The organism is Rheinheimera sp. UJ63, from assembly GCF_021568285.1.
GTDB classification, from domain to species: Bacteria; Pseudomonadota; Gammaproteobacteria; order Enterobacterales; family Alteromonadaceae; genus Alishewanella; species Alishewanella maricola.
Window position 1 is genome coordinate 31,374 of the sequence record NZ_JAKGTQ010000006.1, and the last position, 25,523, is coordinate 56,896.

19 protein-coding genes are annotated in these 25,523 nt (G+C 40.9%); 16 read left to right on the forward strand and 3 right to left on the reverse strand.

Going from position 1 to position 25,523, the window contains the following annotated elements:
* The first annotated feature begins 1 nt into the window (after window position 1).
* The 13 genes from L1N97_RS14440 to L1N97_RS14500 all read left to right on the forward strand — a co-directional run bounded on the left by L1N97_RS14440 (window position 2) and on the right by L1N97_RS14500 (window position 21,374).
* Complete coding sequence (locus L1N97_RS14440) at window positions 2-1,687, forward strand: hypothetical protein (RefSeq protein ID WP_236130276.1); 1,686 nt, start codon at window positions 2-4, stop codon at window positions 1,685-1,687.
* Window positions 1,687-3,933 (forward strand): hypothetical protein, encoded by a 2,247-nt coding sequence (locus L1N97_RS14445; RefSeq protein WP_236130277.1) that lies wholly within the window; start codon window positions 1,687-1,689, stop codon window positions 3,931-3,933. The genes L1N97_RS14440 and L1N97_RS14445 overlap by 1 nt, the downstream gene beginning before the upstream one ends.
* On the forward strand, window positions 3,926-4,135 hold the full coding sequence (locus L1N97_RS14450; protein ID WP_229587816.1) for a DUF2997 domain-containing protein: 210 nt from the start codon (window positions 3,926-3,928) through the stop codon (window positions 4,133-4,135). Before L1N97_RS14445 ends, L1N97_RS14450 begins: the two co-directional genes overlap by 8 nt.
* On the forward strand, window positions 4,135-4,641 hold the full coding sequence (locus L1N97_RS14455) for a hypothetical protein (protein ID WP_236130278.1): 507 nt from the start codon (window positions 4,135-4,137) through the stop codon (window positions 4,639-4,641). Before L1N97_RS14450 ends, L1N97_RS14455 begins: the two co-directional genes overlap by 1 nt.
* A gap of 6 nt (window positions 4,642-4,647) precedes the next feature.
* A complete protein-coding gene (locus L1N97_RS14460; RefSeq protein ID WP_229587813.1) occupies window positions 4,648-5,253 on the forward strand; it encodes a 4Fe-4S single cluster domain-containing protein in 606 nt (201 codons plus the stop codon).
* A gap of 468 nt (window positions 5,254-5,721) precedes the next feature.
* Window positions 5,722-5,991, forward strand: a complete 270-nt coding sequence (locus L1N97_RS14465) for a hypothetical protein (RefSeq protein ID WP_236130279.1) — start codon at window positions 5,722-5,724, stop codon at window positions 5,989-5,991.
* 897 nt (window positions 5,992-6,888) lie between these two features.
* Window positions 6,889-10,485 carry an AAA family ATPase gene (locus tag L1N97_RS14470; RefSeq protein WP_236130280.1) on the forward strand — a complete coding sequence of 1,199 codons (3,597 nt, stop codon included), beginning with the start codon at window positions 6,889-6,891 and terminating at the stop codon, window positions 10,483-10,485.
* 114 nt (window positions 10,486-10,599) lie between these two features.
* Window positions 10,600-11,721: an ADP-ribosylglycohydrolase family protein gene (locus L1N97_RS14475; protein WP_229587805.1), complete on the forward strand. Its 1,122-nt coding sequence runs from the start codon at window positions 10,600-10,602 to the stop codon at window positions 11,719-11,721.
* A 57-nt stretch (window positions 11,722-11,778) separates the two neighbouring features.
* Entirely contained in the window at window positions 11,779-13,461 is a 1,683-nt protein-coding gene (locus tag L1N97_RS14480; RefSeq protein ID WP_236130281.1) for a Calx-beta domain-containing protein, read from the forward strand.
* Window positions 13,462-13,576: 115 nt separating this feature from the next.
* Complete coding sequence (locus L1N97_RS14485; protein ID WP_236130282.1) at window positions 13,577-13,930, forward strand: hypothetical protein; 354 nt, start codon at window positions 13,577-13,579, stop codon at window positions 13,928-13,930.
* Between the two features lie 104 nt (window positions 13,931-14,034).
* Window positions 14,035-17,625 carry an AAA family ATPase gene (locus L1N97_RS14490; protein WP_236130283.1) on the forward strand — a complete coding sequence of 1,197 codons (3,591 nt, stop codon included), beginning with the start codon at window positions 14,035-14,037 and terminating at the stop codon, window positions 17,623-17,625.
* A 408-nt stretch (window positions 17,626-18,033) separates the two neighbouring features.
* Window positions 18,034-19,407 (forward strand): DUF262 domain-containing protein, encoded by a 1,374-nt coding sequence (locus L1N97_RS14495; protein ID WP_236130284.1) that lies wholly within the window; start codon window positions 18,034-18,036, stop codon window positions 19,405-19,407.
* A 5-nt stretch (window positions 19,408-19,412) separates the two neighbouring features.
* Window positions 19,413-21,374, forward strand: a complete 1,962-nt coding sequence (locus L1N97_RS14500) for a DUF262 domain-containing protein (RefSeq protein WP_236130285.1) — start codon at window positions 19,413-19,415, stop codon at window positions 21,372-21,374.
* A gap of 74 nt (window positions 21,375-21,448) precedes the next feature.
* Here the strand turns inward: L1N97_RS14500 and L1N97_RS14505 are convergent, their stop codons facing one another.
* On the reverse strand, window positions 21,449-22,105 hold the full coding sequence (locus L1N97_RS14505; protein ID WP_236130286.1) for a DnaA ATPase domain-containing protein: 657 nt from the start codon (window positions 22,103-22,105) through the stop codon (window positions 21,449-21,451).
* A 519-nt stretch (window positions 22,106-22,624) separates the two neighbouring features.
* On the opposite strand from L1N97_RS14505, the gene L1N97_RS14510 reads away from it, so the two are divergent.
* The 3 genes from L1N97_RS14510 (at window position 22,625) to L1N97_RS17105 (ending at window position 23,714) form a co-directional block, all read left to right on the forward strand.
* Complete coding sequence (locus L1N97_RS14510; protein ID WP_236130287.1) at window positions 22,625-22,954, forward strand: hypothetical protein; 330 nt, start codon at window positions 22,625-22,627, stop codon at window positions 22,952-22,954.
* 268 nt (window positions 22,955-23,222) lie between these two features.
* Window positions 23,223-23,480, forward strand: a complete 258-nt coding sequence (locus tag L1N97_RS14515) for a helix-turn-helix domain-containing protein (RefSeq protein ID WP_236130288.1) — start codon at window positions 23,223-23,225, stop codon at window positions 23,478-23,480.
* Between the two features lie 21 nt (window positions 23,481-23,501).
* Window positions 23,502-23,714: a HipA N-terminal domain-containing protein gene (locus L1N97_RS17105; protein WP_442967252.1), complete on the forward strand. Its 213-nt coding sequence runs from the start codon at window positions 23,502-23,504 to the stop codon at window positions 23,712-23,714.
* Here the strand turns inward: L1N97_RS17105 and L1N97_RS14520 are convergent.
* Both L1N97_RS14520 and L1N97_RS14525 read right to left on the reverse strand, forming a co-directional pair.
* Complete coding sequence (locus L1N97_RS14520; protein ID WP_236130289.1) at window positions 23,711-24,625, reverse strand: nucleotidyl transferase AbiEii/AbiGii toxin family protein; 915 nt, start codon at window positions 24,623-24,625, stop codon at window positions 23,711-23,713. The genes L1N97_RS17105 and L1N97_RS14520 overlap by 4 nt on opposite strands.
* Window positions 24,626-24,629: 4 nt before the next feature.
* A complete protein-coding gene (locus L1N97_RS14525; RefSeq protein WP_236130290.1) occupies window positions 24,630-25,400 on the reverse strand; it encodes a type IV toxin-antitoxin system AbiEi family antitoxin domain-containing protein in 771 nt (256 codons plus the stop codon).
* Window positions 25,401-25,523 lie beyond the last annotated feature (123 nt).

Below are 25,523 nucleotides of genomic sequence, written 5' to 3' on the forward strand. Positions count from 1 at the left end.
GATGAATAATAACACCCTTAATAGAGAGGCAATTGCGGAACCTTGTGGTAAAAAAACTGCTAATAATAAAAAGCCAAACGCAAATAATATGGGTGTGGACAGGCTAAGCCTTACGTTAAAGCGACAGGTACAACTTAAGCGCTTCCCACTTATTGCTAAGGTAACGTTTTGCCGGCAGCGGTCAGATTTGGTTGCTTTGCTAAAAGCCATGACATCAAGCACGTCGGATATGCCAGCGCGTTTAAAAGCCTACTTAGTAAAAGAAAACCTGTGGGATGAAATGAACAATGCAATCACAAGTCATGGCCAACAAGTTGTCGAAACGGGCTTATTTAACACTTCAGAGCGTAACCTTTACCACATCTGGTTTACCGACAACGACCCACTATTAGGTACGCGCCCTATTTTAATGCAGCGCGATAGCAGCTCAGAGGCACCAAAATATCAGGTTTGGAAAAAAGGTCGCGATGCTGTCAATTCAGAATTTGTACAACAGACGCGATTGAAACTGGTGGTTATGGAGGAGGAATACAAAGACCGCAAAAACACTGAATTGCAAAAAACACAATTAATCATGGCAGCAATGCAGCCCGAGGTAATTTGCTCACCCGATAAATCGGCAAACTTGGAGATGCAATGGACGATAACCCCTGAAATCTCTCAAATTCATTTAACCGGTGAATTGGATATCCGTCAATTTAGCGGAAAAAATCATAGTTCACAGCCAGAGTCTATTGACCTAACTTTGGTTGAGAATGAGCAGCACTTACCATCGCTTATGGACAGCGTTGCAACCGCACTGAGCGGAAATTGGAATAATTCAACAAAACGTCTATCGACCACACTGGAACAGGTGGAAGGTTTTGCCTCTGCAGTGTCAAACTTCCGCATCGGTAACTTCAACTGCAAAGCATTTGAAACAGACTATGGTAATTTCACCTCTGTTCAGGCGGCGCATATTCCCATTCAACCACAAGACCAGGATGATGCAGAGAACTGGCACCGCTTCTGGTTAGATAGTTTTTATCGAATGTCATATCGCAGTCCTTCTGATGCTAACAGGCAACAAGGTAAATGGTTGGATAGCCCTGCTCTAGCTAGTTTTGAGCTGCCATTGAAACAGCCACAAAGCCTGATAGCAGAAATCAACCGAGAGCAACAGCCAGAAGCTTATTGGCACATTGCAGCTGTGGCAGATTTATCACCCAATAACAGCAATAAACTGCATATGCCTTTTAGCCTTATTGGTGGTGATGAGTTTGATATCTATAAATTGGTAAGCAAGCTAACAGACAGGGATGTTATTGAACACGTTATTTACTCCGATCGATATGTTCACACCGCAAAACAATACCTTAACCTTTCAACATTAGCGCGAGCTTGTTCAGATGCAAACGGCTTGCTGTTGACGTTAAAACCTCAAAACGGGAAACCGACTCGGATACCCGAAAACTGGGAACGTAATTACATCGACAAAAACAGTGACAACCATGGCCGCTACTGGATTTTTATTGGCACAATAGGAACCTATTGCTGGGAATGCACCAGTGGACTAGATTTTATCAAAAACGAAAACGGATGGGTGACAGTCGATGGCTTTCCAACGTTTACACCAAAAGCAAAACATGAACTTCCCGGTTATCTGCAACAACACCTTAATGATCTGACGACAGAGGAGAATTACTGATGACAAGGTTTACTCCCCGTCATGAAAAATTCGAAGTAGAATTTTACGATGTATCATTGCCGTCTTTTTTTTGTAAGGACACTACATCATCAGAGGGTGATTTTAGTCATGTACTCTCTATCAAAACGGCTATGGATTTAGGGATAGAGATAGCACAAACACGGGTTACCTTAATGCTTGCCTGTGAGCAGCTAAAAGAAGCTTCTCTGATCTCCAAGTTAAGAAATCTGGCAGACGCAGGTATTCGGGTATATTTATTACTGGGTGATGAGAAAGCAAACCAACGGGCTATCGACACGTTATCCGGACGCTGTTTAATTCGAACTGGCATCAAGCAGCAAGGAGCGCTGTTAATTAGAGATCATGCGACCTCTGATGCTCATGCAACATTACTTACGTCTTGTGCTCCGCTAAGGCAAACCGAGCAGTTAGCTTGGGCTACAACACTCGAGCCAGAGCAAATTGAAGACGCCTTTCGCAGTTTTTGTAAGCTTTTCTGGGAACATGCTTCTGGCGAATATCTACAACAAAACCGGAACAAAGCTTGCACCGCGCATCCCGATGGCCACGTCATAACCAACCACTCACATCACCTGAGCGGCGCCTTACATGACTGTGTAAGTGATACACTAGCAACATTAATTGCAGTTAGCGGCGATGATTTTGCTGCCCCAAGTGACGAATTCCAACTGCTCATGCAGTCTCAGTCAGCCGATATCAAAGCAAAAGCCCGCACCGGGGTTGCGCTAAGTGAATCAGCCATTCCCGTTTTAATGTTTTCTCAAAATGGCCATTGGCTTCTGCCAGATCAAACCGATTTATCGAATGCAAACTGGTGTTTAAAGCTATCTGACTTGCAAAGTGCTCAGTTGTACAAGGCATTCAATGAGGTATTTGAACAAGCCGCATGGCAGTTTAAAGATGACCTCACGCTGAGAGATTTATCACCCTGGCAACAGGTCCGCTTTATTGATAGCCCTGACACTATTCGTACAATTGAGTTCGCAAGAAAAATACAACTTACCGATATACACGCAGAGACCATTGATAGTTTTTTGAATGATGATGTTAGAGACTTAGCATCCCCATACACTTATTGGCAAAAGAATGCATTGGCTCATGTCATCGACTACGACGTAGTAATACATCCACCTTATTGCCCTGCTAATGCACAACTAGATGGAATATATCAAAAATGGGAAACCATTGAAAAAAATTGGCAACAGCAGATTGATTCGTTGGCAGCTCTCATGGCCAAGATAGAACGTCAACAAAATGGAGTAGCCGATAAATTAAAAGGATTTATTAAAGGCTTCTTGCTCGGCCAAGCCCAATCTGCAAAAGGATTACAACAAGAGTTGGCAACACTAAAAAACTGGGCAGCCAGCAAAGCCAGTCCTGCCGAGCGTGAACAGTATCGTCAGAACTTGCATGTACTCAGTCAAAAAATAAAAAATCGGGCCGTTGATACCAACCAAGAACTCGAAAAAGCACATCAGCAGCAACAGTGGGAACAAAAACGGACTGAATTGCAAACCGCCCATACTGACGCTTTCGTACTGTTAAAAAAAGCCAAAGACGACCTGACATCACTAGAAACTACTAGCAACCAAAGGCTTACCCAAATAGAGCAGCAATTTGCTCGCACCTGGTGTGAAGCGGTAAATGCCTTGTCAGACAAACAACTAAAAACCGTTTTATCTAACGATACTTTGGGAACTTCCAATGAAAGGTCAGCGTTAGCAAAGCCTACAACCGAGGCTGCTGAGTGCCGTCGCAGTGACCTAATTGGCATCGGCGTTGAACAAGCAAAGGCTTTAAAAGCAAACGTTAAAGAGCACATTTGGAAAAAGGATTTTAAAGCGCTTGATCGCGCACTTGCAAACCACCTGCAAGCCAAAAACAAGCTTAGTCGTGACCTGGACGATGCAAAAAAAACCGTTGAAAGAAGCCAATCGCAGTTATCTCACACAGAACAGAAACTGCGCGAACATGGTGAATCATTTGCCTATAAAGCTAAATCTCTGGCTTTGGATAAGCAGCTTGGACTAAACAACAATAACACAGATTTCATGCATTTTAATTGGCCGGCAGAGGACCTACCTGCAACCGGCACCGAATTAAGAGCATTACAGCAAAAGCGATATCTTGTGGTGTTTAATGAAGCGCAGTTGAGCCTTGCTCGTAAAGATGCTCAGCGACTCAATGCGTGCATCGTGTGTGATAAGGAGTCAATAAATGCCTGAGCAAAAAATAATACTCATTATTGATGAGCAAGGTGCGATTATGGCAAAAACTAGCGGCTTTAAAGGTGAAAGTTGTTTTGAGGCATTGGATGAACTCCTAGAGTTACAAGGAGTAGTCAGTAATGTAAAAAAAACCGATGAATATCACGAGCAACGCGTTTTACACTCCATTAATATACAAACACTGAAAGGTAAAAGCTAATGAGTGCCGTCATTAAAACGGTTACCCCGTTTACGAATGAAAGTCTGCTGATGAAGGCGCTCACAGATATTGGAGCTGAGCCCGAAAAAGTCACAGTAAATATTACCGATGATGGCCATAGCAGCATAATTCAGTATGGGGATATTGTTACTAATCGAAGCGATTATTATGGTTGCCAAATTTTCAGATTTATTAATGACCGATGGGTACTGATACATGACGAGGACGAAATAGATGCTAGAGTGAGTAGCAAACTTGCAGACAAAAAGTATATATCAGTATCTAAATTTCTTGCCCTCCTTGGGGATAATTATAACGTAGTTTACCAGCAATATTTGGATCAGATCGCAGAGCAAGAACGCATAACGTTGGAAGCAGAACGTAAGATTCGTGTTGAAAAAACTAGGCAACAGGCAATCGCTAAAGCAAAAGCTCAAGGATATGCTGTCAAAGAATCAATTAATAGCCAAGGACAAATCCAACTTGTTCTAACACGAATGGTCTGAATTCTGATGAAACGCAATTATGGTGAATATTTTAATGTGGCTCATATTGAATTACAAAGTCGTATATACGGGCCTGGTACTCGATATGTTATTTGGTTACAAGGTTGCTCTCTTGCTTGCGAGGGGTGCTGGAATACGGAAATGTGGTCATTTAAAGCAAAGGATCTCATTCATAGAGAAACGCTGCTAAAGCAAATATTATCTGCAACCGATATCAAAGGTATCACTATTTTGGGTGGCGAACCGTTACATCAAGAAAGCAATCTTTTATGGTTACTTAAGAAAATTCGCCGACAAACCAATTTAACAATATTCGTTTTTACTGGTTTTGAAGAGCAAGAACTTCAATCGCAAGGTTTGCTTGGTCAACTGTTAGAGGTTTGTGACATGCTTGCAGTGGGTCGCTATATCTCAAGTCAGCGTAACACACAGCAGCAATGGATTGGTTCTAATAATCAATGTATTTTGTACTCAGCAAATTCAAGAGAAAAACAAAAACAACAGTCAGTGAATGAAGTCGAGATCTGCATTAATAAAGACAGTTCTGTAAGAATGCTGGGATTTCCAAATGAAGAGCTAATAAGATGGGTTAATGTAAATTCTAGTAAATGACGTTACTTTACTAAAAATGAACAGTAAAACGACTAAAATGTTTGTTAGTACAAAACACAACTTGAAGGATGACACTCTCTGTAGAGCCCCTCTGCCATTAAGGGCTTATTAGCAAATAAAGAATAAAAAAGATTAAAAGTAGATTTACTCGATAAAAATAGTTGACTTTGAGTTTATTTTATGATTTTTCAATTGACTTTTGATTGGTTTTGTGTATAATGCGTGGCCTAAGTTGATGAAAAATTCACTTCATTTACTTACGTTAAAGATTTTCTCATTACAATTTTAACCCTCTAATAAATAACCTCATATCACTTATGTTTGGCAATGCAAGATTGCCTTAGCCTTTCGGCTTGCTAAAAATTAATTAAGAGAACAAGAGTTTAAAACTAAACCATAGACAACCCATTTCAAACGTAAGATCTAGTATGAAAACACAATAATGTATAAAATTTTCGAGAGGTACATATGATTTTTATTTTTTACGGTCTTCTTTGGTGGATTTTAATTTATAATGTTAAGCATTCTTATTGGGCAGTCTTAGCTGAATTTTCTTTAAGTTTCTTTTATTTTGTGGGACTTGACCAGTTTGCTAGAACTTTATATGGTTTCTTTTTGAGCCTGAGTAATGGAGGTGATTTTTTTGGATTAGCTTTTACTTTGGGTGTTATAACAGTGTTCTTTTTAGATAAAGACTTTGTTGATGAAATGAATGCTGCTGCTAATAAGCATATATAAGAAAAATCTGCAAAAAATAATTGTAACTAACCTTTTATTTCAGAGTGTTTTAGCCGTGGAGGTCTTATTAGCAAAAGCGAGTAATAAAAAAGGTGTAAAAGTACACTTACACAATTCACTACATACAGCTTATATTTTTGGGCAATGCAAGATTGCCAAAGCTTTTCAGCTTGATAACACAAACTCAATGAACAAAACTTCATACTAGACGTTAAACAACCCGTTTTAAACGAAGGATTCAGTGATAAACAACTGAAATCAGCAAATAATGTTTTTTTACTCTTAATTACCGCATCCAATACGCGCTTAAAATCTATACACACGCTTGAGCTTCCAACGCTCAGGAAGGGTTATTTTTGTCAAAAATTACGGCGGGTGAATAAAGTATGGTCAATAAATATACATATCATCAACTTGACGAACAAGCTTTGAACATATTTATCGCTGTCTCGAATAGCTGGGTTTCTTTTATTGAAACATCTTACTTCTATGATGCTGAATCACAATTTACCTTTGCAGTGCGAGATCATGACGAATGTAAAATACCTAAATCATACTCCATCGATTTAGGGCGCCCGAATGGTATTACGCGTGATACCGTCGTACCTTCTCAATGACAGACCGCTCTATCTTATGATTGTAGGAATGTTTTTCTGTTATTTTTAAAGGGCTTTCATAAATACTTTGCCAACCTACACGAAAACGCTTACCCCACAGCAGTTATAGAAAATGAGAAATAAAATATTTATCTAAGCAAATGCTAAGAAGTGGATCTTCCCCCTTTTAATACCAAAATTCTTTTACAAAAAGAAAGGCAGGTAACTTCTTTACATGCCCGAATCGTATTTTGCTGTTATGCATCAATTACTTCAAGAAATCATACTCATAGAGGTTTATATGAACAATCACGATAAATTTTTTGAACAAGACAAAGCTCTTTGTACTGAAGTTGAGTTACGTGATGACGAAACATTACACGAAGAAGAGGATCTACAAGAGGAAGAAGTACCATATGAATCATTAGAAGATTTCTTTGCAAAATTAGACCTTTCAGAAGAAGAATTGGGGCCTGTTATCATTGACAAAAAACAAGACGTCGACGCTGAAAATACAACAACAGCGTGCATTCACGACGCATGGCATGAAGAAAAGTGTCGATTTTACGAAAAACGAACTACATCGATTGATCCGAATTCTACAGTTAAGAGAAAACAGCGTAATCAGTTTCCTCATATGATCAGCCAAATGTTTAAGTTGGCAACCCACCCTGATATGGTGCGGTTCAAAGAACAACTTGCTTATATTGCGCTCAGTCAGAGTATTAATGCTGGCGATATAAAGCCATTAGAGGTTTCAACACCCTCTAAAAAAGAATATGAATTTGATACAATAATGTTGCTAGCGGCGATATTTGGCGTTCCAGCCATTCAGCAAAAAATTGCCTCAGAAGTTGGCATAGCCTCACAAGAAATTAAATTTACACAGGCTGTTTATCACTGCCGTGATGTACTTCAAGATAAAGTTCCACCAAGGACTTTCAGAACGAATAGCGATGGCTTCAATACCAACTGGTTTAAGATGGCTGCTGGGCAAAAAGAAAAACTCAAACCGACAAAAATCGCTTTTAAATTGTTCCCCTTTATATTTAAGGCCACTGACGAAACCATGACTAGCCTTGAATTCGATGTCACAAACCTGGCTTTGCTGTTACAAAACAAGCTGGATCCAGATGTTGAATCTGCTGTCCTCTCAGAGTTAGGGCGTTTAAACCATGAAAAACCATCGTTGTTTAAAAAACAGCGCAAAATTCAGCAACTCAAAAAGCTCTGTGAGCAGAAGATTAAAGGACAAACGCATGCCATTTCAGCGGTTACGGAAATGGTCGCCAGTGCCTTTAACGCTAAAAAAACCGGTCCAAGAGGTATTGTGACTTTTATGGGAGCATCCGGTACAGGAAAAACGGCATTGGCCGAAACACTTGTTGATGCTTTAAATGAAGTGTACGGTGCTAGCTATCGGAAACTATTACTTAATATGGAAATGTACAATGATGAACGCTCATCAGCGAAACTCTTTGGAACGGGGTCTCAATATGTTGATTCAGCCTTAGGTGATCTTACCACCCAAGTGCTGATCGCCCCCCGCACCGTTATTATCATTGATGAAATTGAAAAAGCGCATCGTACGGTTATCCAGTCATTACTCACCCTATTGGAAAAAGGTGAAATGCCCGATCAAACCACCAACATGGTCGTTGATTTTAGCCAATGTATTTTCGTGTTCACGACAAATCTCGGGCAAAAAGCCGCTAAACAAAGCCTGTCAAAAGATAAACCGCTCGATTTAAGTGCATTACTTGCTGAAAAACCAGGGAAAGTCGGTTTGTCACCTGAACTGATCAGCCGCTTATCACGTGGTAGTGTAGCGCTATTCAGAGAGCTAGAGATTAAAGACTTACTCAATATGGCAGAGCACGCAGCAAATATTGCGCGCGAAGATAAGACGCTTTGCTGGCCTGAAGACTTACCTGAGATGCTTGTTGAAACCTTGGGTGGGGACCTTGCACCAAGAACCATCCTAGCTCAAGCCTCGAAACTACAGGGCAAGATTGTAAAGTTTGTGTTATCAACAATCGAGGAAACCGCAAACGACCCACGTATCGAAGTTGAAATAGCAGAAGATATTGCGAACTTTCACTATGCTGTGGTGACTCAAGATCGCCTGTTAACGCGGCTGCTTAAAAAGTACTTTCCAAATTGCAATGTATTAACGGACGTATCGCAAATCCAGCAATTATCTAGCGAGCAAAATATCCAAGCGGTGCTCATTGATCAACCGCAATGTTCGACCGAACTGGCTGCTGAACATAAAGGTAACTTACACTTTTACAGTTTTGGCTATCAACATCAGGGTGTTGACGAAGCAATAAAACCAACACAAATAGAACGGCACTTTAAGCTTGTTGATTTTACCGTTCCATCATTAACGGCATTTATTAAGCAGGTTGCTAAACGTTGTCGCCTATTAACCAGCGCTGAGCAACTACGTAAGCGTAAAATGATGGTTGAGTTTGATTATCAACTCACGCGCATTGATGATGGTTTCAAAGTCACCCTGCAACACCCTGTTTATGAGCAACGTTTTGATCCTAACGATTTTGAAGCACCCTACATGCAGGAACCTTGCATTCCCAAAATCAGCTTTCAAGATATTATTGGTCAAGATGAGCTAAAGCAAAGTATGACATTCATTTTACAACGGCTACGTGGTGCAAATGACTTTGTACTGGATATGCCAAAAGGCTATCTTTTTGCAGGTTTACCTGGGACAGGTAAAAGTTATTTTGCAAAAGCCATTGCAGGCGAGTGTCAAGTACCCTTTATTCCGGTAAACGCAGCAGATTTGATGAATGGAGATGTGGTTATCAACATTAATCACTTATTTGAGGTGGCTGCACGTTATGCGCCATGTATTGTCTTTCTTGACGAAATTGACGCCATCGCGTTGAGCCGTGAACAAAACTCTATACATGGCCGTTTAGCGGTTAATACGCTGCTAACCCAGTTAGATGGCTTTAACAACAGTGATAATCCGGTTTTTGTGTTGGCCGCAACCAACTTTGCACATAAGCTTGACCCCGCTGTGATCCGTCATGGCCGTTTCGATAAAATCGTGACTATACCGCTACCGGATTTAGTTGCTCGTAAGCGATTCATAAAGCAATGCTGCGACAATTACCAATTTACGCTGACAGCCGACGCTTTAGACGCCTTTGCCAAACGTATTGGCGGTGCTACTTATGGTTTTATTGAGACGCTATTTCGTGATGTACAGTTAACATTACTCACTAAGCAATGCCAGTTTAGTGTGAGTATGCTAGATGAGCAATTGTTAACGGCCACGATTGGAAATAAAAAAGCCGTTAGCTCCTATAATGATAAAGACCGCTTGGCCATTGCTTATCATGAAACAGGCCATTACCTCTTATACAAACATTGGTATCCAAAAGCGAAATGCATCAACTTATCTATACAAGAGCATGAAGGTGCAGGTGGTGTGACGGTGTTTGATTTAGATGGACAAGGCTTAGGTAACACAAAAGCGTCTTGCAAAGCCAAGTTGCAAATGCTTTTGGCTGGACGCGCAGCGGAGAAACTGCTCAGTGAACATGACGATGATATTTCATCTGGCGCCAGTCATGATATTCAGCAGGCCACACAACTCGCGAAACGTGCTATATCGGATCTGGGTTTCTCAGACAGCTTAGGTTTAGCTGATTTTAAGCAATTACCTATGCTACAGACTAAGGTAGAAAACGAGGTAGTAGAGTGGTTAAACGAGGCTTATCATAACAGTGAAACTTATCTTCGTAACAACTGGCACCTTGTAAAACAGATAGCAGAAATATTGTTTGAAAAGGGATCCCTCGATCAAGCTCAGCTTGATGACATAACCTTAAATTATCAAAGTACTGCAAAGCAGTATAGCCACTAACGTTTATCACACAAAATTTTGATTCAATCAAAAAATTAAATTTTTCAAAAAAATTATTTTTAATTTGTAACGATATTCGTCAGATACATACCTAGACATTATTATTTAAGAATCATGAGTTACCCCAAGCTCATGATAGGTTTTTTTTGTCAAAAATTAGGTGGTCAAGAAATTATGGATAAAGCCCAACTTCGAGCAAAAACCAAAGCTAGCATGTTTAGTGCGGCTATTGGTGATGCATTTGGTTCGCCTTATGAGTTTAAAACCGTATCCCCAACGCATAATTGTGTATTACCGATAATTGATAGCCCTTTTTGTACAGAACATCGTAACTTCACGGACGATACTCAACTACTTATCTTTTCCGCCGAAGGATTAGCTGATTATGCTACCCAAAATCAAACAAGCCCCATTAAAAGTGATGTTTTGATTGAAGCGGTTTCTCATGCTTTTCAACGATGGCTTTTTACACAAGATATGTCGAGTATTTGCCAAGACCCTATTAGATTAAATGGTGGATTACTGGAATATCCGTTTGTTTATCAAACACGTTCTCCCGGCGCAACATGCATTGACGCGTTAAAAGACATGCAACGACTTTCACAACCAGCATGTAATTTTAGTGCCGGTGCGGGAGCATTACTAAGGCTGATACCTCATGCTGCTTTTTGTCTAAATACTCTATCAGATGATGATTATCTAACCGTATTCAAACTTGGATCAGAAATAGCGGGTATAACGCATGGCCATGGCCATGCGCTTGTCAGCGCAGGCATATTCAACTTACTGATGTTTTTATTATTTAAAGGGCTCGATCTCGACTCAAGTTTAAAAGTGTCACTTCATTTTCTACTCACAAATAAAAACATTCATAACTTATATATCGACAAAGCACATATCACTGACGTCACAATATTGCTTTTGAATGTCGTTGCCTTAGCTAAAAGTAACACGCCAACTAATGATGCCATAGCGGCTATAGGCGAAGGATGGGTTAGCCCTCAAGCTTTGGGATTAGCGATATACGCAAATCTAAAAGCTAAAACAGGTCATGAAATGTTACGCCTGTCAGCTTGGCACAACGGTGATTCAGATACAGTATGTGCACTAGCCGGAGGTATCTATGGCGCGATACACGGCACCGCTCATGAACTGATGCCTTATATTGAAAACATAAGCGGTAAACCTGAGCTAAATAAAATCATAAACCACTTAGTTCCTAAATTTATCCAGTAACCACGTAATAAACATTATTTTCGTTTTCTAAAATATCACTACACAAAGGGCTCCTTCATGATTAAAAATCTTGCATTTGCAACATTGCTTACAGCGACATCTTGCGCAGTTCTAGCCGAGTCTTTCCCATCAGACTTACCGCCAAGCGAACAACACAACATCAAGAGCCAGGGAAACAACGGTTTTACCTACCCTGAAAAAACTCATCTAGAATCTGATGAGATCTTTCACGACGTCGTATTTTTCTATTCCAATGACATGCTTGATTACTTTGAAAATAATGTTGAAGCACTGACAAAATATGTGGAAGGCGCGATTGAAATTAATAATAAAGCGTTTAGCAGACAAGATATTCCTTTACGCCGAAAAATCATAGGTATTGTCAATATACCGGAGCCATTTGGATATGATGATAATATAGATGGCTCTGAACGTTTATCAAGCTTGCGTCGCCTGTATGCTGATTCAAGATATCGCTTTAATTTCTTTTTTGATGCGTCTTATGTTGTCGCATTAAACAGATATTATCCTGAAAAAACGTCGAGTATTGGCCTTGCCGAAGTAAGTGGGAAATATTCTTGGGTTTCACCCTATCGTGGTTTTAATGCAGACCCAACCTTGGCACATGAATTAGGCCACAACGATGGATTTATACATGATGTAGAGCATTACGAAGGTTACTCTTCGTCAAACCGTATATTCTTGGCCGCAAGCTATGCCGTTGGTGCAAGCTGCGGAACTTTTGACAGTATTATGCGAAGCAGTAGTGGTAATCGTTCCGAAGCATTTATCTCTTCACCATTAGTTAAAAACGCACAAAGTGAAGCGTGTGGTGTAGAAAATACTTCCGATGCGGCACGTGCCTACTTAGAAGCATTACAAAATAAGATACCGCAACGATTATTACCGTTTGCGAATAATAAGCCATCAAGAGCAATAACAGGAACAGCCTCATTATCTGTGCTCAATCCAACTGTTAATGAAGGTCAAGACATCGAGGTCGAGGTCATTTTTACAGGCGCTGAACTTGGCGATACGGTCCAAGTCATTACGAGACAAGGCTCTGCAGACAATAGCGATTTTGTTTCAACGCTAAAAACAGTCTACTTCGATGAAACCAGTTCCGTAAAAAAACTGACTTTTAGCACTAAAGATGATGAAGACTTTGAAATGCCCGAGCAGTTTATCATTGAGTTAGTCTACCCAAATGGATTGGCACTAGATACGGCATCATCATCGCAAACCATAACAATGCTATCTGATGATATTGGCTATCCCGGCACAATTAACTTTGATGTTGCTAGCTTAACGTTGTCAGAAGGGCAAAACAGTACGTTAACCTTAACGAGAACAAATGGTACTGATGGCGATTATACGGTCAGAGTGTTTACTGAATACGGTACAGCAGATGCCAATGACTTTGTTGCCATTGACCAAGAAATTACATTCTTAAACGGCGAGACGACAAAATCACTAAACTTGTCAATCAACAGCGATATCAGCGAAGAACCCGCCGAAACATTTACAGTGCGCTTCACGGGAAACAACCTTATTGTCGGTTCAATGAATACCGTTGCAGTCACTGTTTTAGCTTCAAGCGCGCCACCAGCGCCACCGAAACCTGCATCAAGTAATGAAAGTAGCGGCGGTAGTTTTAACTTAACAGCGTTATTGCTACTGCTTGTTGCTGCAATCCGCCAAAGAACGCGGAAAATAATAAAGCAGTGCAACACCCTGTAATATTTTAGCGGCTGAGCTTCATAGATTTACTGAATTACCCCGCGACTTTGCTAGGCGTTGTTCACGGGGTTTTCTTAGAAAATCCTAATAAACTTTTATTAATTCGAGGTGCCATATGACTTTTCAAAAAACTAACAACAATATCACGCATCAGTTTGATCTTTTTGAGCAGGAGTGTATGGGGGTGCTAGTTGATGAGTCTTTTAGTGTGCATAACATTATTGAATGCAACACTTCGATTTCCGTAAAAAATTTCGACCCTGATAAATTTAATCAATCAAGAATCTTTAACCGTGCAGTAAAAACTATATGTAATAGAAGTGGTCTGCACGAATATGAGGTGGAATGCATATTAAAAGGCCTACAAGTCTTTCATAGTGATAATAAAAACCTCTCATTCGAGGACTTCATTGAGCAGTGGGATGCCTTTAATTGCTTTGCGGAAGTTAACAGCTACGCCACGGCTTAATCTTACATAATTCGTTTATTATTTTTCGTCTATGCGCCAGTTGCATTGCCCAGAAATATAATCACTCCCAGACACATCGCTAATAACGCATTCTTGGGAGTTGTATGAGTAAAATCGCAAAAAATTTACCAATGGTATTCTTTGCTAATGAAAAGTCATCAGCAGCCCTTGTTACGAATGTCGAAACCGACTTAATAGCGAATGCACGTAATTCAGGGTTGCACCAAGATCCTTTATATGACAAGGATTTACCAGCTGATGTTATTGATAGCCTTACCCATCAACGTCAAAATAACTTGGGGCGTCTAGGAAAACCCAACGCTTTAGAGACACAAAACAACCCCATTGATTCAGAGTCTAACGCCCCGATTCATAAGGACAGACATGAGGTTATAAACCTTGATAACTGTTTAGTAAAACACCCAAATGTTTTTTTTGATGATAGCAGCAAGTTGTTGCTTTCTGATGAAAATAACGACGTTGATATCGCATTATTTGTAGAGCAACTTGCTTATATCGTGGTAAGCCAAGCGTGTAAATCAGTTAACATCCGGAGGCTTTATACATCTCATGACATTAAACTAAAATGTAATCAGACAATGTTGTTAGCTGCCCTTTTAGGCACATCGTCTGTGTTAAAGAAAGTTGCGGGCACTACAGGTAAGGTTAGCCAAGCGTTGCGTTTTCCCGAAGAGGTTTTAACGTGTAGGAAAGTCTTACAAGATAAATACGAGCGTCGTACTTTCGCATTGAATCCATCAACAGGGGATCTTAATTGGTTTGATTATGCCTTAGAGTTGAAATCAAAGATCACTTTTTCAACCCCGACAAAACAACTCATCGCTTTTCTGTTTAGACAACATCCAACCAATAAAGCCGCTGTCATTTTTGATTATCAAAATGTAGGGCTCCTATTTCAGGGTAAGTTAAATTTAGATATTGATTTTAGCGCAAGCGAAGCACCCGAGTCTGACATGATTAGCGAAGTCAGTAACTTAAATAAAGGTATCACCTCACTCTTTGATACCTATCAAAAAGCTCAACAATTTAAACAGTATTTAAGCAAGAACCTTATCGGCCAGTCGATAGCGATTGAAAGTGTGACTGAAATGGTGACAACCGCTTTTCAAACACAAAAAAATGGGCTGCTTGGTATTGCTACATTTATGGGAGCATCAGGCTCAGGAAAAACGGTATTAGCTGAAACCTTAGCCAGTGGTTTAAATGAGGTTTTTGCTGCTAATTTCGATACATTACTGTTGAATATGGAAATGTACAGCGATGAGAAATCAGGAGCAAAACTGTTTGGCGCAGGCTCGCAATACACCAATGCCGCTTTAGGTGACCTCACCTCAGCAGTCAGCGTTGCACCACGAACTGTGATTATTTTTGATGAGATAGAAAAAGCGCATCCATCCGTTCAGCAAGCGCTACTCACGGTACTGGAAAAAGGAAAGTTGGTTGATCAGACAACAAATAAGACAGTGGATTTTAGCCAATGCTTTATTATTTTTACTACCAACTTAGGCTTGCGCGCAACAACAAAAAATACCATTAATAAACAACAGCTTGACTTGAAGTCATTATTAACAGAAAAATCAGGCCAGTGTGGACTTTCGCCAGAATTCATCAGTCGATTATCACGAGGCAGTATCGTTTTATTTGAGAATTTATCCGCAAAGAGTTTACTGACACTTGCCGAAGCTGCTGCCAATAAAGCTCGCATCGATAAATCTGTGCAATGGCCAGCTAATTTTGCAGACATTATTCTAGAGAGTCTCGGTTGTGATGTGGAACCAAGAACAATTCAAACACAAGCAGCAAAACTGCAAAATAAAGTGCTCAGCCTAGTATGCTCATCTATAAATAGAACAAATACTACTCCGAGGATCGTTGTTGAATGCCCTGAAGACTTATCAAACTTCTTTTTTACCGTTGTCACAAAAAACCTCGACCTGCAGGCTTTCTTTTCACACCAATATACCCAATGTTCTGTTCTAAACAGATTAGAAGATCTGAATACTACCAATATTAAATCACAGGCAGTTCTGATTGATCAGTCTCTCTTAACGGTTAGCCAAGCTATTCCCGTTTCGACACAATATCACCTTTTCAGCTTTGGCTTAACTGCCCGCCCTGCCAATTATCCGCAACTTGAAAGACACTTTAAATTGCATAATTTTACGGTTGAGTCTTTGCATATTGCTGTGCAGCATGCGGCAAAAAGAACTCGTCTGTTAACCAGTTTAGATGAGACACGTCAACGTAAGAAAAGCGTAAAATTTGAATATCATCTAAGCAGTCTTAAGCAGGGTTTTAAAGTGACATTAACGAGGCCAATATATGAACAACGCTTTGCCGTAGATGACTTTGAACCTATATTTATGAAAGCACCCTGCATACCCACTATCGCCTTCAAAGACGTGATGGGGTTGCATGAACTGAAAAAATCGATGTCATTAATCCTAAAACGATTACAAGATAAAAATGATTTTGTTCTGAACATGCCTAATGGCTATCTATTAGCAGGAGCACCTGGTACAGGCAAAAGCTACTTTGCCAAAGCAGTGGCCGGTGAATGCCAGGTCCCTTTTATCCCGGTTAATGCCGCAGATTTAATGGACGGTTGCCCTATTAAAAATATTAATCACTTATTTGATGTAGCAGAGCGATATGCGCCTTGTATCGTATTTCTGGATGAAATAGACGCAATTGCGATTAATCGTGAAGCAAGTCAAATGTTAAGTAGATTAGCAGTAAATACACTTCTGACTCGCCTAGATGGGTTTAATGATAGTCAGTATCCGGTCTTTGTACTTGCAGCAACTAACACGCCACAAGCACTTGATCCTGCTATAGTGCGTTACGGTCGCTTTGACAAGGTTGTCAATTTTTCACATCCAGATCAGGCTATTCTCAAACAATACATTCAGCAGTGTGCAATTAGCTATAACTTCGTACTATCAGACGAAGAGTTAACATATTTCTCTAATAAGATCAGCGGTGTATCCTTTGGTTTTATCGATACGTTATTTCGAGATCTTCAGCTAAATCGATTAATTGAGCAACGCCCATTTGATGCTTCTTTGCTTAATGACGAGATAAATAAGTCGACTAAAAAGCATAAACCAGAAATGAATTTGAGTAGTACTAAAACACGGTTACAAATTGCTTATCATGAAACCGGTCATTATTTATTGCATAAGCTTCATTTTCCGAAGGTAGCCTGTACCTGTTTATCTATACAAGCACATCAATCTAGCGGTGGCGTTGCTTTGTTTGACTTTGAAGATGAAGATTTAACCGACAGCCCAACTAATATTAGAGCGCGGTTACAAATATTATTAGCAGGACGAGCAGCAGAAAAGCTGTTTGTTAAGCATCATGATGCTATTTCTTCGGGTGCAAACCATGACATCAAGCAAGCTACGCAACTTGCAAAGTTTGCGATTACTGAGTGTGGTTTTTCTGAAAAGTTAGCTTTAGCAGATTATAGTCAACTGCCAATGTTACAAAAACAGGTCGATGATGAAATAGTGGAATGGCTTAATGCTGCTTATGACTACAGTGAGGCCTATCTGCAAAAAAACTGGTCCTTAGTTAAGTATGTTGCTGAAGCGCTATTTGAAAATGAAACGCTGAGCCAACAAACGTTAGACCTCATATTGAGTCAATATTGTCAAAGCTCAACATGAAGTGTCTCAATTAAGCATGGTTCAATTCAGGCTAAGCCGCTTAATGAAGCATGAAGCTGCAAACAAAATTTATAGCAATCTTTAAACGTGTTTATTGCAATATTTGTCACAGAAGCATGTCACAGAAGAATATGAGCAATTGTTCTAATAGAGGGTGAGTGTTGTAGGGGCCGCAGGCTCCGTATGGCAGGAATTGTTATGCCTTTTTTTCATTCAGTTTGGTCAGAAGTGCAAATCAGCATTTTAAAACTTTCATGCGCCACAATGTGTCGCAATCAAGTATATCAACAGAGATCTATTTTAGTCGTTTGTATAACATTGAATTTTTATTGCTGCTATGCTTCGAGGCGTGAATTCCGGAACAGATAAACGATGTTGTGATAAAGGATAAAGGATAAAGGATAAAGGATGACAGTAACCGTTTTAACCTGCTCAGCAGCGGATATTTTGCACAGTAAAGTACTCACAGGAAGTGATAGCCAGCAAGTAAGCGGCAAATTAACCATTCCGGAATATCAGCGGCCTTACTGCTGGCGGGATAAACAACTAGCTCAATTGTTAGCAGATATTAAAGCACATAATGAACAGAGCAAACATACGCCAGAGCTGCCCTACTATCTTGGCAGTTTGATTCTGCATCAGGCAAATGGGCAGCTAAATATCATTGACGGTCAGCAACGGGTAACTACTCTGGCGCTTATTAGCTGCATTTCTGGTAGCAGTGCAAACATCGATCTGAGTTTTGAGTCACCAATTAGCCAGCAACAAATTAAGCATAATCTTGCCTGGCTTCAGCAACGAGCAGATAGCGTAAGAACGACCATCACATTGGAGCGCTTACAGTTCACACTAGTGGTAACAAGCTCAGAAGATGATGCTTATCGCTTCTTTGAAACGCAAAATACAGGCGGTGTGCGCTTAGGTGGTCCGGATATTATTAAGGCACATCATCTTCGCGCAGTAGAGAAACTACACCAGTTGCAATTCGCAAAAACCTGGGAAGCACTTGGTGAACTTGATGATGCCATAAAGGCCTTGCTAAAAGGACGTTACTGGCAATTATTAAAGCACAGGGAGCTGCCATCACATCAACAGCAGAAACAACTACGTGATGCTGTGGTTTGGGAATTAGCTCAGCAAACAGGCTATGGCCCTGATCTGGCTTATGGTCGAGTTAGTCGTAAAAAAGGACTGTCTGGCGACATGTTCTTACAATCGGCTCAGCAAGGCTATGATGTGCGCCAACCTTTAAATCAGGGCATTAACACCATTCACTATCTGGCGTATTTTCAAGCACTTTATAGCCGTTATTGGCGTGAGCCCGACTTACCGCATTTACAAGGCTATCAGCAATTTATTGCTTGGCTAAAGCAGCAAGAGGGTTGTGGTTATCTGCACGGTCTGTATGAGGCTTGTTTAATGCTTTATATCAGCCAGTTCGGTGAACACCAGCTTGAACAGGCGGCCAAGAAGCTGTTTCGGGTGGTTTATTCACGCAGAGTTAGTAACCAGAAAGCTGTACGCGAACAGACTGTGCCAGCGTTTACAAGAGATACCCCAGTATTAGACTGGATAGCCTTAAGCTATACCCCAGAGCAATGTTTTGAGTTGTTGGATGCGTTCACTTTGGTCGTTGAAGGCAGTAATTTGAATATTAATAGTACTAAGAAAAGGTTTATGGACGCGGTGGTACGACACTTTAAGCTGGCAATAGAGTCTGACAATTACCAGAAAGATTTTGCGCAGGCACTTACCTTAGCGGTCACAGAGGGCTTGCAATGACTTACATGCTAAACGAACAGACAGTACAAACAGAATTACTCACCTTGAAGCAGGTGAGCGAAAGAATGCTGGGATTTATAATCCCCAGCTACCAACGTCCCTATGTCTGGAAAGAAGAAGACGTTGTAAAGCTGTTTGGTGATATTGAAAATGCTTTTGAAGCAAAAGAGCAGCACTATTTTATCGGCAGTGCCTTGTCGGCTGTTCATCCAACCACTGACAATCTGGTTTATGAACTTATAGATGGCCAGCAACGCATAACAACCATGATGCTGATTTCAGTAGCCTTTAAAAGCGCCAAAATAGCCACTCCGCTAGCCAATGTTGCAATTCTGGGGAATCAGCCTCGACTATCGTTTGCTATACGAGAGTCCGTTCGCAACTTACTTGGCAGTTATGCCGGGCTGGAACATCTGTCTAAACCGGGTATAGACGTTATTAACAAAGATCCCTATCTCAAGCACCTTTATTCCAATTTAGAGGTTTTGAAACAGAGGGTTGAGACGCTTGCCAGCAAACAATCGTTTGATATTAAATCATTTGCTGATTATATCTACAGCAAGGTGAGCTGGGTAAACAACATTGTGCCGGATGTATTGGATTTAAACCGGCTATTCGCCAGTATGAACACTGCTGGTATACAACTGGAACCGGTAGATCTGCTGAAAGCAAAACTGTTTAAATTAATCAATACAGAAAAAGCCCTGTACAACAAAATTTGGCAAGCATGTGAACATACGAACAACTATTTCGAGCGTAATCTAAAGCAGTTATTTCCGGATGCGGATTGGAATGCACTTAAATTTGAGGATTTGAGCCAGTTTTCACGAGAAATATTCCGCTCTGAAAATAATTCCACCTTTAATAATCAAACCTCGACAACGCTGGCAGAATTGTTTGCACAGGTACAAGCGGGTGATAAACCTACCAATGCTGAAGATGTAAAGGCTAAAGATGGTACTGATGAAATTGAAGATGAAACCGTGTACTGCCGCTCTATCGTCGGTTTTGAGCTGCTGTTGATCCACAGTTTGCGCATTTTCTGTGCACAGCAAGGTTGGTCAGATTTATCACCCCGTATAAAAGCGGCCAATTTGATGGCCTGCTTTGACGGTTTGTTGTCACAGAGCGAAGAAACCATAAAAGCCTTTTTATTACTTTTATGGCAGGTGCGTTTTCAGTTTGATAAGTGGGTTGTAAAGTGGGTAGAGCATGATGACAATGAAGATCCCATGCTGCGGCTGACCACTATTTCTCGTTCTAATTCAAGTGGTAATTATTATATAAACCGCACAGCAACAGAGTTAAATGAGCTAGTGCAGCTACAAGCAGTACTTAATTTCACTGGTGATCGCTCAGCACATTATTGGTTGACCGCTCTTCTCGCAAAATTAGTTTCTAACCCTAATCTAAAATATTCAAGTGTATTAGCTGTTTTAGAGCAACTTGATAACCCGTTATCGTTAACAACAAATACCCAGAAAGAGGCCAGCTTTAGTCTCGCTAAAGGCTTAACTCCAGCGCTGACTGACTGGCAAACATATTTGACATATTTTACTGAGCCTAAGGGCACAAGCTTCGAACATTACTGGTTTCAAAAGCTGGAATACTTACTTTGGAAACACGGAGATAAAACCGATAGCAATCTTAGAAGCTACCGTATTACGTCCAAGAATTCTTTAGAACACGTACATCCGCAGCATGAAGAATATAAAAACACGTTACCCAAGGAGTTATTGGACGCATTTGGCAACCTGGTATTACTAAGCCCTGGGGAAAACTCCTCTTACAGTAATCAAACCGTTCTCAAGAAAAAAGCCGACTTTGCAAGCAAACCACGCTATGACTCGCTCAAGCTAAAAGCGTTGTTTGACACTTATGCAAAGATGGCTAATCAGTGGGATGAGGTTGGGATAAAACAACATCAAGCTGATATGCTTGGCTTACTTGAACAGCATTATCAATAATACGCAAGATAGCTGCCTGTCCTGTTACCATTTAGGTCCGTCACTATTTCTAATCATGGGTGTTGTTGTAGTATTTAGACAGCAACAGTTTGCGCGTAGCGCTGGATATTTTGTAACGCAGCGCATCGGGTTAGATTACCTTCTAATTCTCTGATATTCCCAGCCTGTTCAATCATTTCTTCGACACTAGTATCGAAAGATATGCCCAGACTCTTGATTCTGACTATCGCTATTCTAAATTTATCAGCCCGTGTTGGAGTACCCAGGCGGCATACCGTTGCTGAATACAATGAACCGAGATACGGATTATGAATTGAACTGTCGATGTCATCAGCTGCAATTGCAACCGTGCAGATCGTTTTCTTGCCGGCACTGTTTCTGGCCACCAGCATATTAAAAATGTCTTCGCTTACTGCAGTGGGCTTATCAAATAAGAAATTTATATCATCCAGTAGCAGGCAATCGATGCCCTGCAATTGGCCAAGCAAATCTGCATCAGATGCAGCTGCTCTGAGCAAACGCTCTGCACTGTAGGTAACAACCTTAACGCCGGTGCTATGAAGTTCATCAGCCAAACTCATCATTAAATGCGTCATACCGTCGCCGTTACCAGAGTGACTGTCGATAACCATCTGCACTAACTTAGGATCAGCAATAAATTTTCGGCCAATATCGATTGCACTGTAGTTGTAATCTGCAGTGACAAAGTTGCTAAAGTTAAAGTCTTTCATTGTTCCCGGTGCTCCAGATAAAACATCGCTTACCGACTGATGCAGCTAAGCATCGATTAGTACTTCGCCAGCGCCTCAGTTAACTGCTGTTTAATATCCTCACCTACATCAAAATGAGCCGACACGGTTAAATAACCACTTTGCGATATCAGCCATAAATTTAGTTGCCAGTCTTTATGTATTGTGGCGCTGATATGGTAATCACCATTTTCGAGCTTTTTTACAGAGCATATCTACCGACAGTGGTGTTTCCAACAACAGCTCCGCCAATACTGGTTTTGCTATAAGTTCTAGTCATCAGTTTAGCTTAACTTGGTTTAGCTGGCGTTAGAGTGCGACTATTCTTTGATCCTTTGTTAGAAATTTATAAAGTCTACTCAACAAATATGTTCTGCTATTACCTAAAAGCAGACTTTAATATCTGGACATTGACATGTCCGATATTGACACAAAGCCATGATTAAAGAAGCGGTACTTGCATTAACAGTGGTGGTGTTGTGAATTTGCAAAAGATACTTCTTGTTATCTTGGTCCTTTGCCACTCGTAAAACCGTTGTTTTACCAGAGATACCAAATTTTCCAGCACTCTTTTTCAGCCACTTAAAAACAAATCATAGTGCTGCTCTGCAAAACTCATTAAAACAAGCTGATGTCAGCTTAAGCTACGCAAATAGCATAGTTTTTCATAGTTTCAAATTTGATCCTGATAAATGCAATGAATTGTTTTTGAAGCTGCGTCCTCACTTTCCGGCCAACGATTGGAATGAGGCTCTATGTGTCAGTTTAATTGAGGGTTTAGAAAGATTAAAAATACATCCAATGGCAGTCCAGGCAGTAAGAGCGACTTGAGTACATTACTCGTTGAGAGCGAGAGAACCACCGGCACCATTGAATACACATTTAGAAGCATTTGGAACCTTTAACCATTTCAGTGTCGAATTTTTTCGACACTTTCTAGATAATTTTAAGTGTTCGAACTGCTATATATACCCACTCTACTCCCGCCATAGACCACCAAGCTCAATTCCTTTTGTTACGCTATAGCGTATATTGACAAAAATTACGGTGGAGCGTATATCTTCATAACAAAGTTATCTAATAAAGTGGAGTGTGTTTGATGCCGATCACTCGTCCAGAACAACTTAGCACGCTGATAAAAATATATCGCAAAAAGCACGGTGTTACACAAGCAGAGATCGCGCAGCTAGTCGGCCTGCGGGTGGCGACAATCTCTGATTTTGAGAACAAGCCTGAATCCTGCAAGTTAGCCACATTTTTCAAAATCCTTGCAGCGTTGCAGCTACAGCTGGATATCTCCCCCCGTGGCGATAAATCCGCAGACCCAGACCAAAGTACATGGCAGGAAGGCTGGTAAATGGACACGCTTGATATGCACATGAATGGGATCAGGGTTGGTGAATACCTGCGCGATAGACGGGGTGCGAATAGTTTCACTTACGATACTGATTGGCTGAGATCGCCAGGACGTCGAAGCTTATCGCTTCCCTTAACGCTTCGACCAGAAAGTTATATTGGGCCGCAAGTCTATAACTTTTTTGACAACTTACTGCCCGACTCTAGCGAAATTCGCGAGCATGACTGCATTTAAGCAAGACCCAAGATGCGACTCAACCTATCATAGGCTTCCGCATGTTTAATGGCGGACATTTTCGATAAGTTATGCATTTTCCACCGAACGGCTGGCAATTGATCAATACCCTCAATACCCAGCAGGCTCCAGTCAGGTTGCAGTCTTTTGAACGACAGCAAAAACTGTCTCTCCTGCAGCGTCAACAAGGAATGGATGTTATCAACCAACTGAACACGGGCACTTTCCAATTCGGCTCGCGAAACCTCTTGTTCAGACATTGTTTTAAACTCACCGTCGTAAAGCCCGGAAATGTCCTTAAAATTAGGACGAAGTAATTCAGCAATCGGACGAGGATGGCTAATCATGTATACCAGCAGGGCTTTGCGAAGCGGCTCATCTATACCCTCGTTATCCAGCAACTGTTTCACATCAAATAGATCTCGGGGATGTTGGCGATCCAGCGCCGCGCAAATTTTTCCCGCGTATAAGTCAGCAAAACTGACAACCGCCATCTCTGCGTAACCAAATTCAGCTTCGACAGCTTCGCTAACAGAATGGATCTTCGGCTCATAGACCGTACCACGCAGAACAGGTGACAACTCAATTTTAATCTGGATACCATTGCGCTCAACCAACAAACGCAATGCATCTGCTTTTTCCTGAAAAGCACGTACAACTCGCACTGGGAGTGTGGTCTCAATGCTCGATGCCAAGGTATTCAAATTGGTTTTAATCGAGGTTAAGGCGTCATCCCTTTCCATCATGGGTAAGAACACCAAATCAATATCAACCGATAACCGTGGAAAATCACGGACAAATAAATTGATAGCGGTACCGCCTTTTAACGCAAAACAGTCATGCTTGGCGACATAAGGGATGATTTGCAATAAAAGCTGGACTTGTCGGTAATAAATGCTGTGCCTATCCAAAGTTTTACATCTCCTTAGGCACAGTTATCTGCCAAGTTGACTCGTACCTACCGCCTTTTGCAATCATGCGTTTGCCTGTACCTAGTGCATAATTCTCACTACTAAGATGTTTCAGCCAAGCATGCTGGTGCCGGTGAGCAAGCCAAAAGAACAGTCGTTTTACTTTAACGTTTATACAACCCCTTAACAGCTTATCCAATTTACGCGGCGACAAATTGTGCATCCCCTGCATCAGTTGATCGGCATGTTCAAAACTTATTACATCAGGAACCTGTAGTAATAACTCCAAAATGGCTTTTTCAGGACAAGAATAATAAAGAGCCGGTAAAGATGCTTGCCAGCTATGCTCTCTTATAAAATAGGTATCCGACATGACATTTTCAGCCCAAAGCCTGCGAGTACCCTGCCATTCAAATTCAGCTGATACTGCAATTCTATTCAGCCACCTTGGTAGTGCTTTTGCACTACATAACGTAATACGAGGCGACGTTGAACCAGCCAAATAATGCGCTACGCCTTCCAGCTCAAGCGCTGACAAAGCACCGACATGGACGGGGGTGTCTGTCATTCGCTGCAAGGATGCCACAACGCCCTGCCAACTGACGATCCCTTCCCGCAAATAAACACCTGGAGTCAGCGGTGTTAAAGTACTACTGCGAACCGCATTATCCAGAAAATGTAGGTTTAAGCCCTGCGCTTCCAGCCAGGGTTTTGTTGCTAGCATTCCTACCGGCAATAATGCTTTCAGCTGCCTTCTCGCCTCTATATTTAGCATTAGTCATCCAGAGTTTATAAATAAGAAGATATACGGCAATTATCACCGTATATTAAAGCATTAGCAAACCTAAATAGTTGACGCAAGTTTACAAAATTGAAATTAACCGTCAATAATCAACGT

What these genes read in the sequence shown, in the direction of transcription:
- L1N97_RS14515 (WP_236130288.1), top strand. Translation starts at nt 23,223, where the DNA reads ATGCCGATCACTCGTCCAGAACAACTTAGCACGCTGATAAAAATATAT.
- L1N97_RS14490 (WP_236130283.1), top strand. Translation starts at nt 14,035, where the DNA reads ATGAGTAAAATCGCAAAAAATTTACCAATGGTATTCTTTGCTAATGAA.
- L1N97_RS14455 (WP_236130278.1), top strand. Translation starts at nt 4,135, where the DNA reads ATGAGTGCCGTCATTAAAACGGTTACCCCGTTTACGAATGAAAGTCTG.
- L1N97_RS14480 (WP_236130281.1), top strand. Translation starts at nt 11,779, where the DNA reads ATGATTAAAAATCTTGCATTTGCAACATTGCTTACAGCGACATCTTGC.
- L1N97_RS14465 (WP_236130279.1), top strand. Translation starts at nt 5,722, where the DNA reads ATGATTTTTATTTTTTACGGTCTTCTTTGGTGGATTTTAATTTATAAT.
- L1N97_RS14505 (WP_236130286.1), bottom strand. Translation starts at nt 22,105, where the DNA reads ATGAAAGACTTTAACTTTAGCAACTTTGTCACTGCAGATTACAACTAC.
- L1N97_RS14525 (WP_236130290.1), bottom strand. Translation starts at nt 25,400, where the DNA reads ATGCTAAATATAGAGGCGAGAAGGCAGCTGAAAGCATTATTGCCGGTA.
- L1N97_RS14500 (WP_236130285.1), top strand. Translation starts at nt 19,413, where the DNA reads ATGCTAAACGAACAGACAGTACAAACAGAATTACTCACCTTGAAGCAG.
- L1N97_RS14450 (WP_229587816.1), top strand. Translation starts at nt 3,926, where the DNA reads ATGCCTGAGCAAAAAATAATACTCATTATTGATGAGCAAGGTGCGATT.
- L1N97_RS17105 (WP_442967252.1), top strand. Translation starts at nt 23,502, where the DNA reads ATGAATGGGATCAGGGTTGGTGAATACCTGCGCGATAGACGGGGTGCG.
- L1N97_RS14440 (WP_236130276.1), top strand. Translation starts at nt 2, where the DNA reads ATGAATAATAACACCCTTAATAGAGAGGCAATTGCGGAACCTTGTGGT.
- L1N97_RS14475 (WP_229587805.1), top strand. Translation starts at nt 10,600, where the DNA reads ATGAGTTACCCCAAGCTCATGATAGGTTTTTTTTGTCAAAAATTAGGT.
- L1N97_RS14485 (WP_236130282.1), top strand. Translation starts at nt 13,577, where the DNA reads ATGACTTTTCAAAAAACTAACAACAATATCACGCATCAGTTTGATCTT.
- L1N97_RS14495 (WP_236130284.1), top strand. Translation starts at nt 18,034, where the DNA reads ATGACAGTAACCGTTTTAACCTGCTCAGCAGCGGATATTTTGCACAGT.
- L1N97_RS14460 (WP_229587813.1), top strand. Translation starts at nt 4,648, where the DNA reads ATGAAACGCAATTATGGTGAATATTTTAATGTGGCTCATATTGAATTA.
- L1N97_RS14470 (WP_236130280.1), top strand. Translation starts at nt 6,889, where the DNA reads ATGAACAATCACGATAAATTTTTTGAACAAGACAAAGCTCTTTGTACT.
- L1N97_RS14445 (WP_236130277.1), top strand. Translation starts at nt 1,687, where the DNA reads ATGACAAGGTTTACTCCCCGTCATGAAAAATTCGAAGTAGAATTTTAC.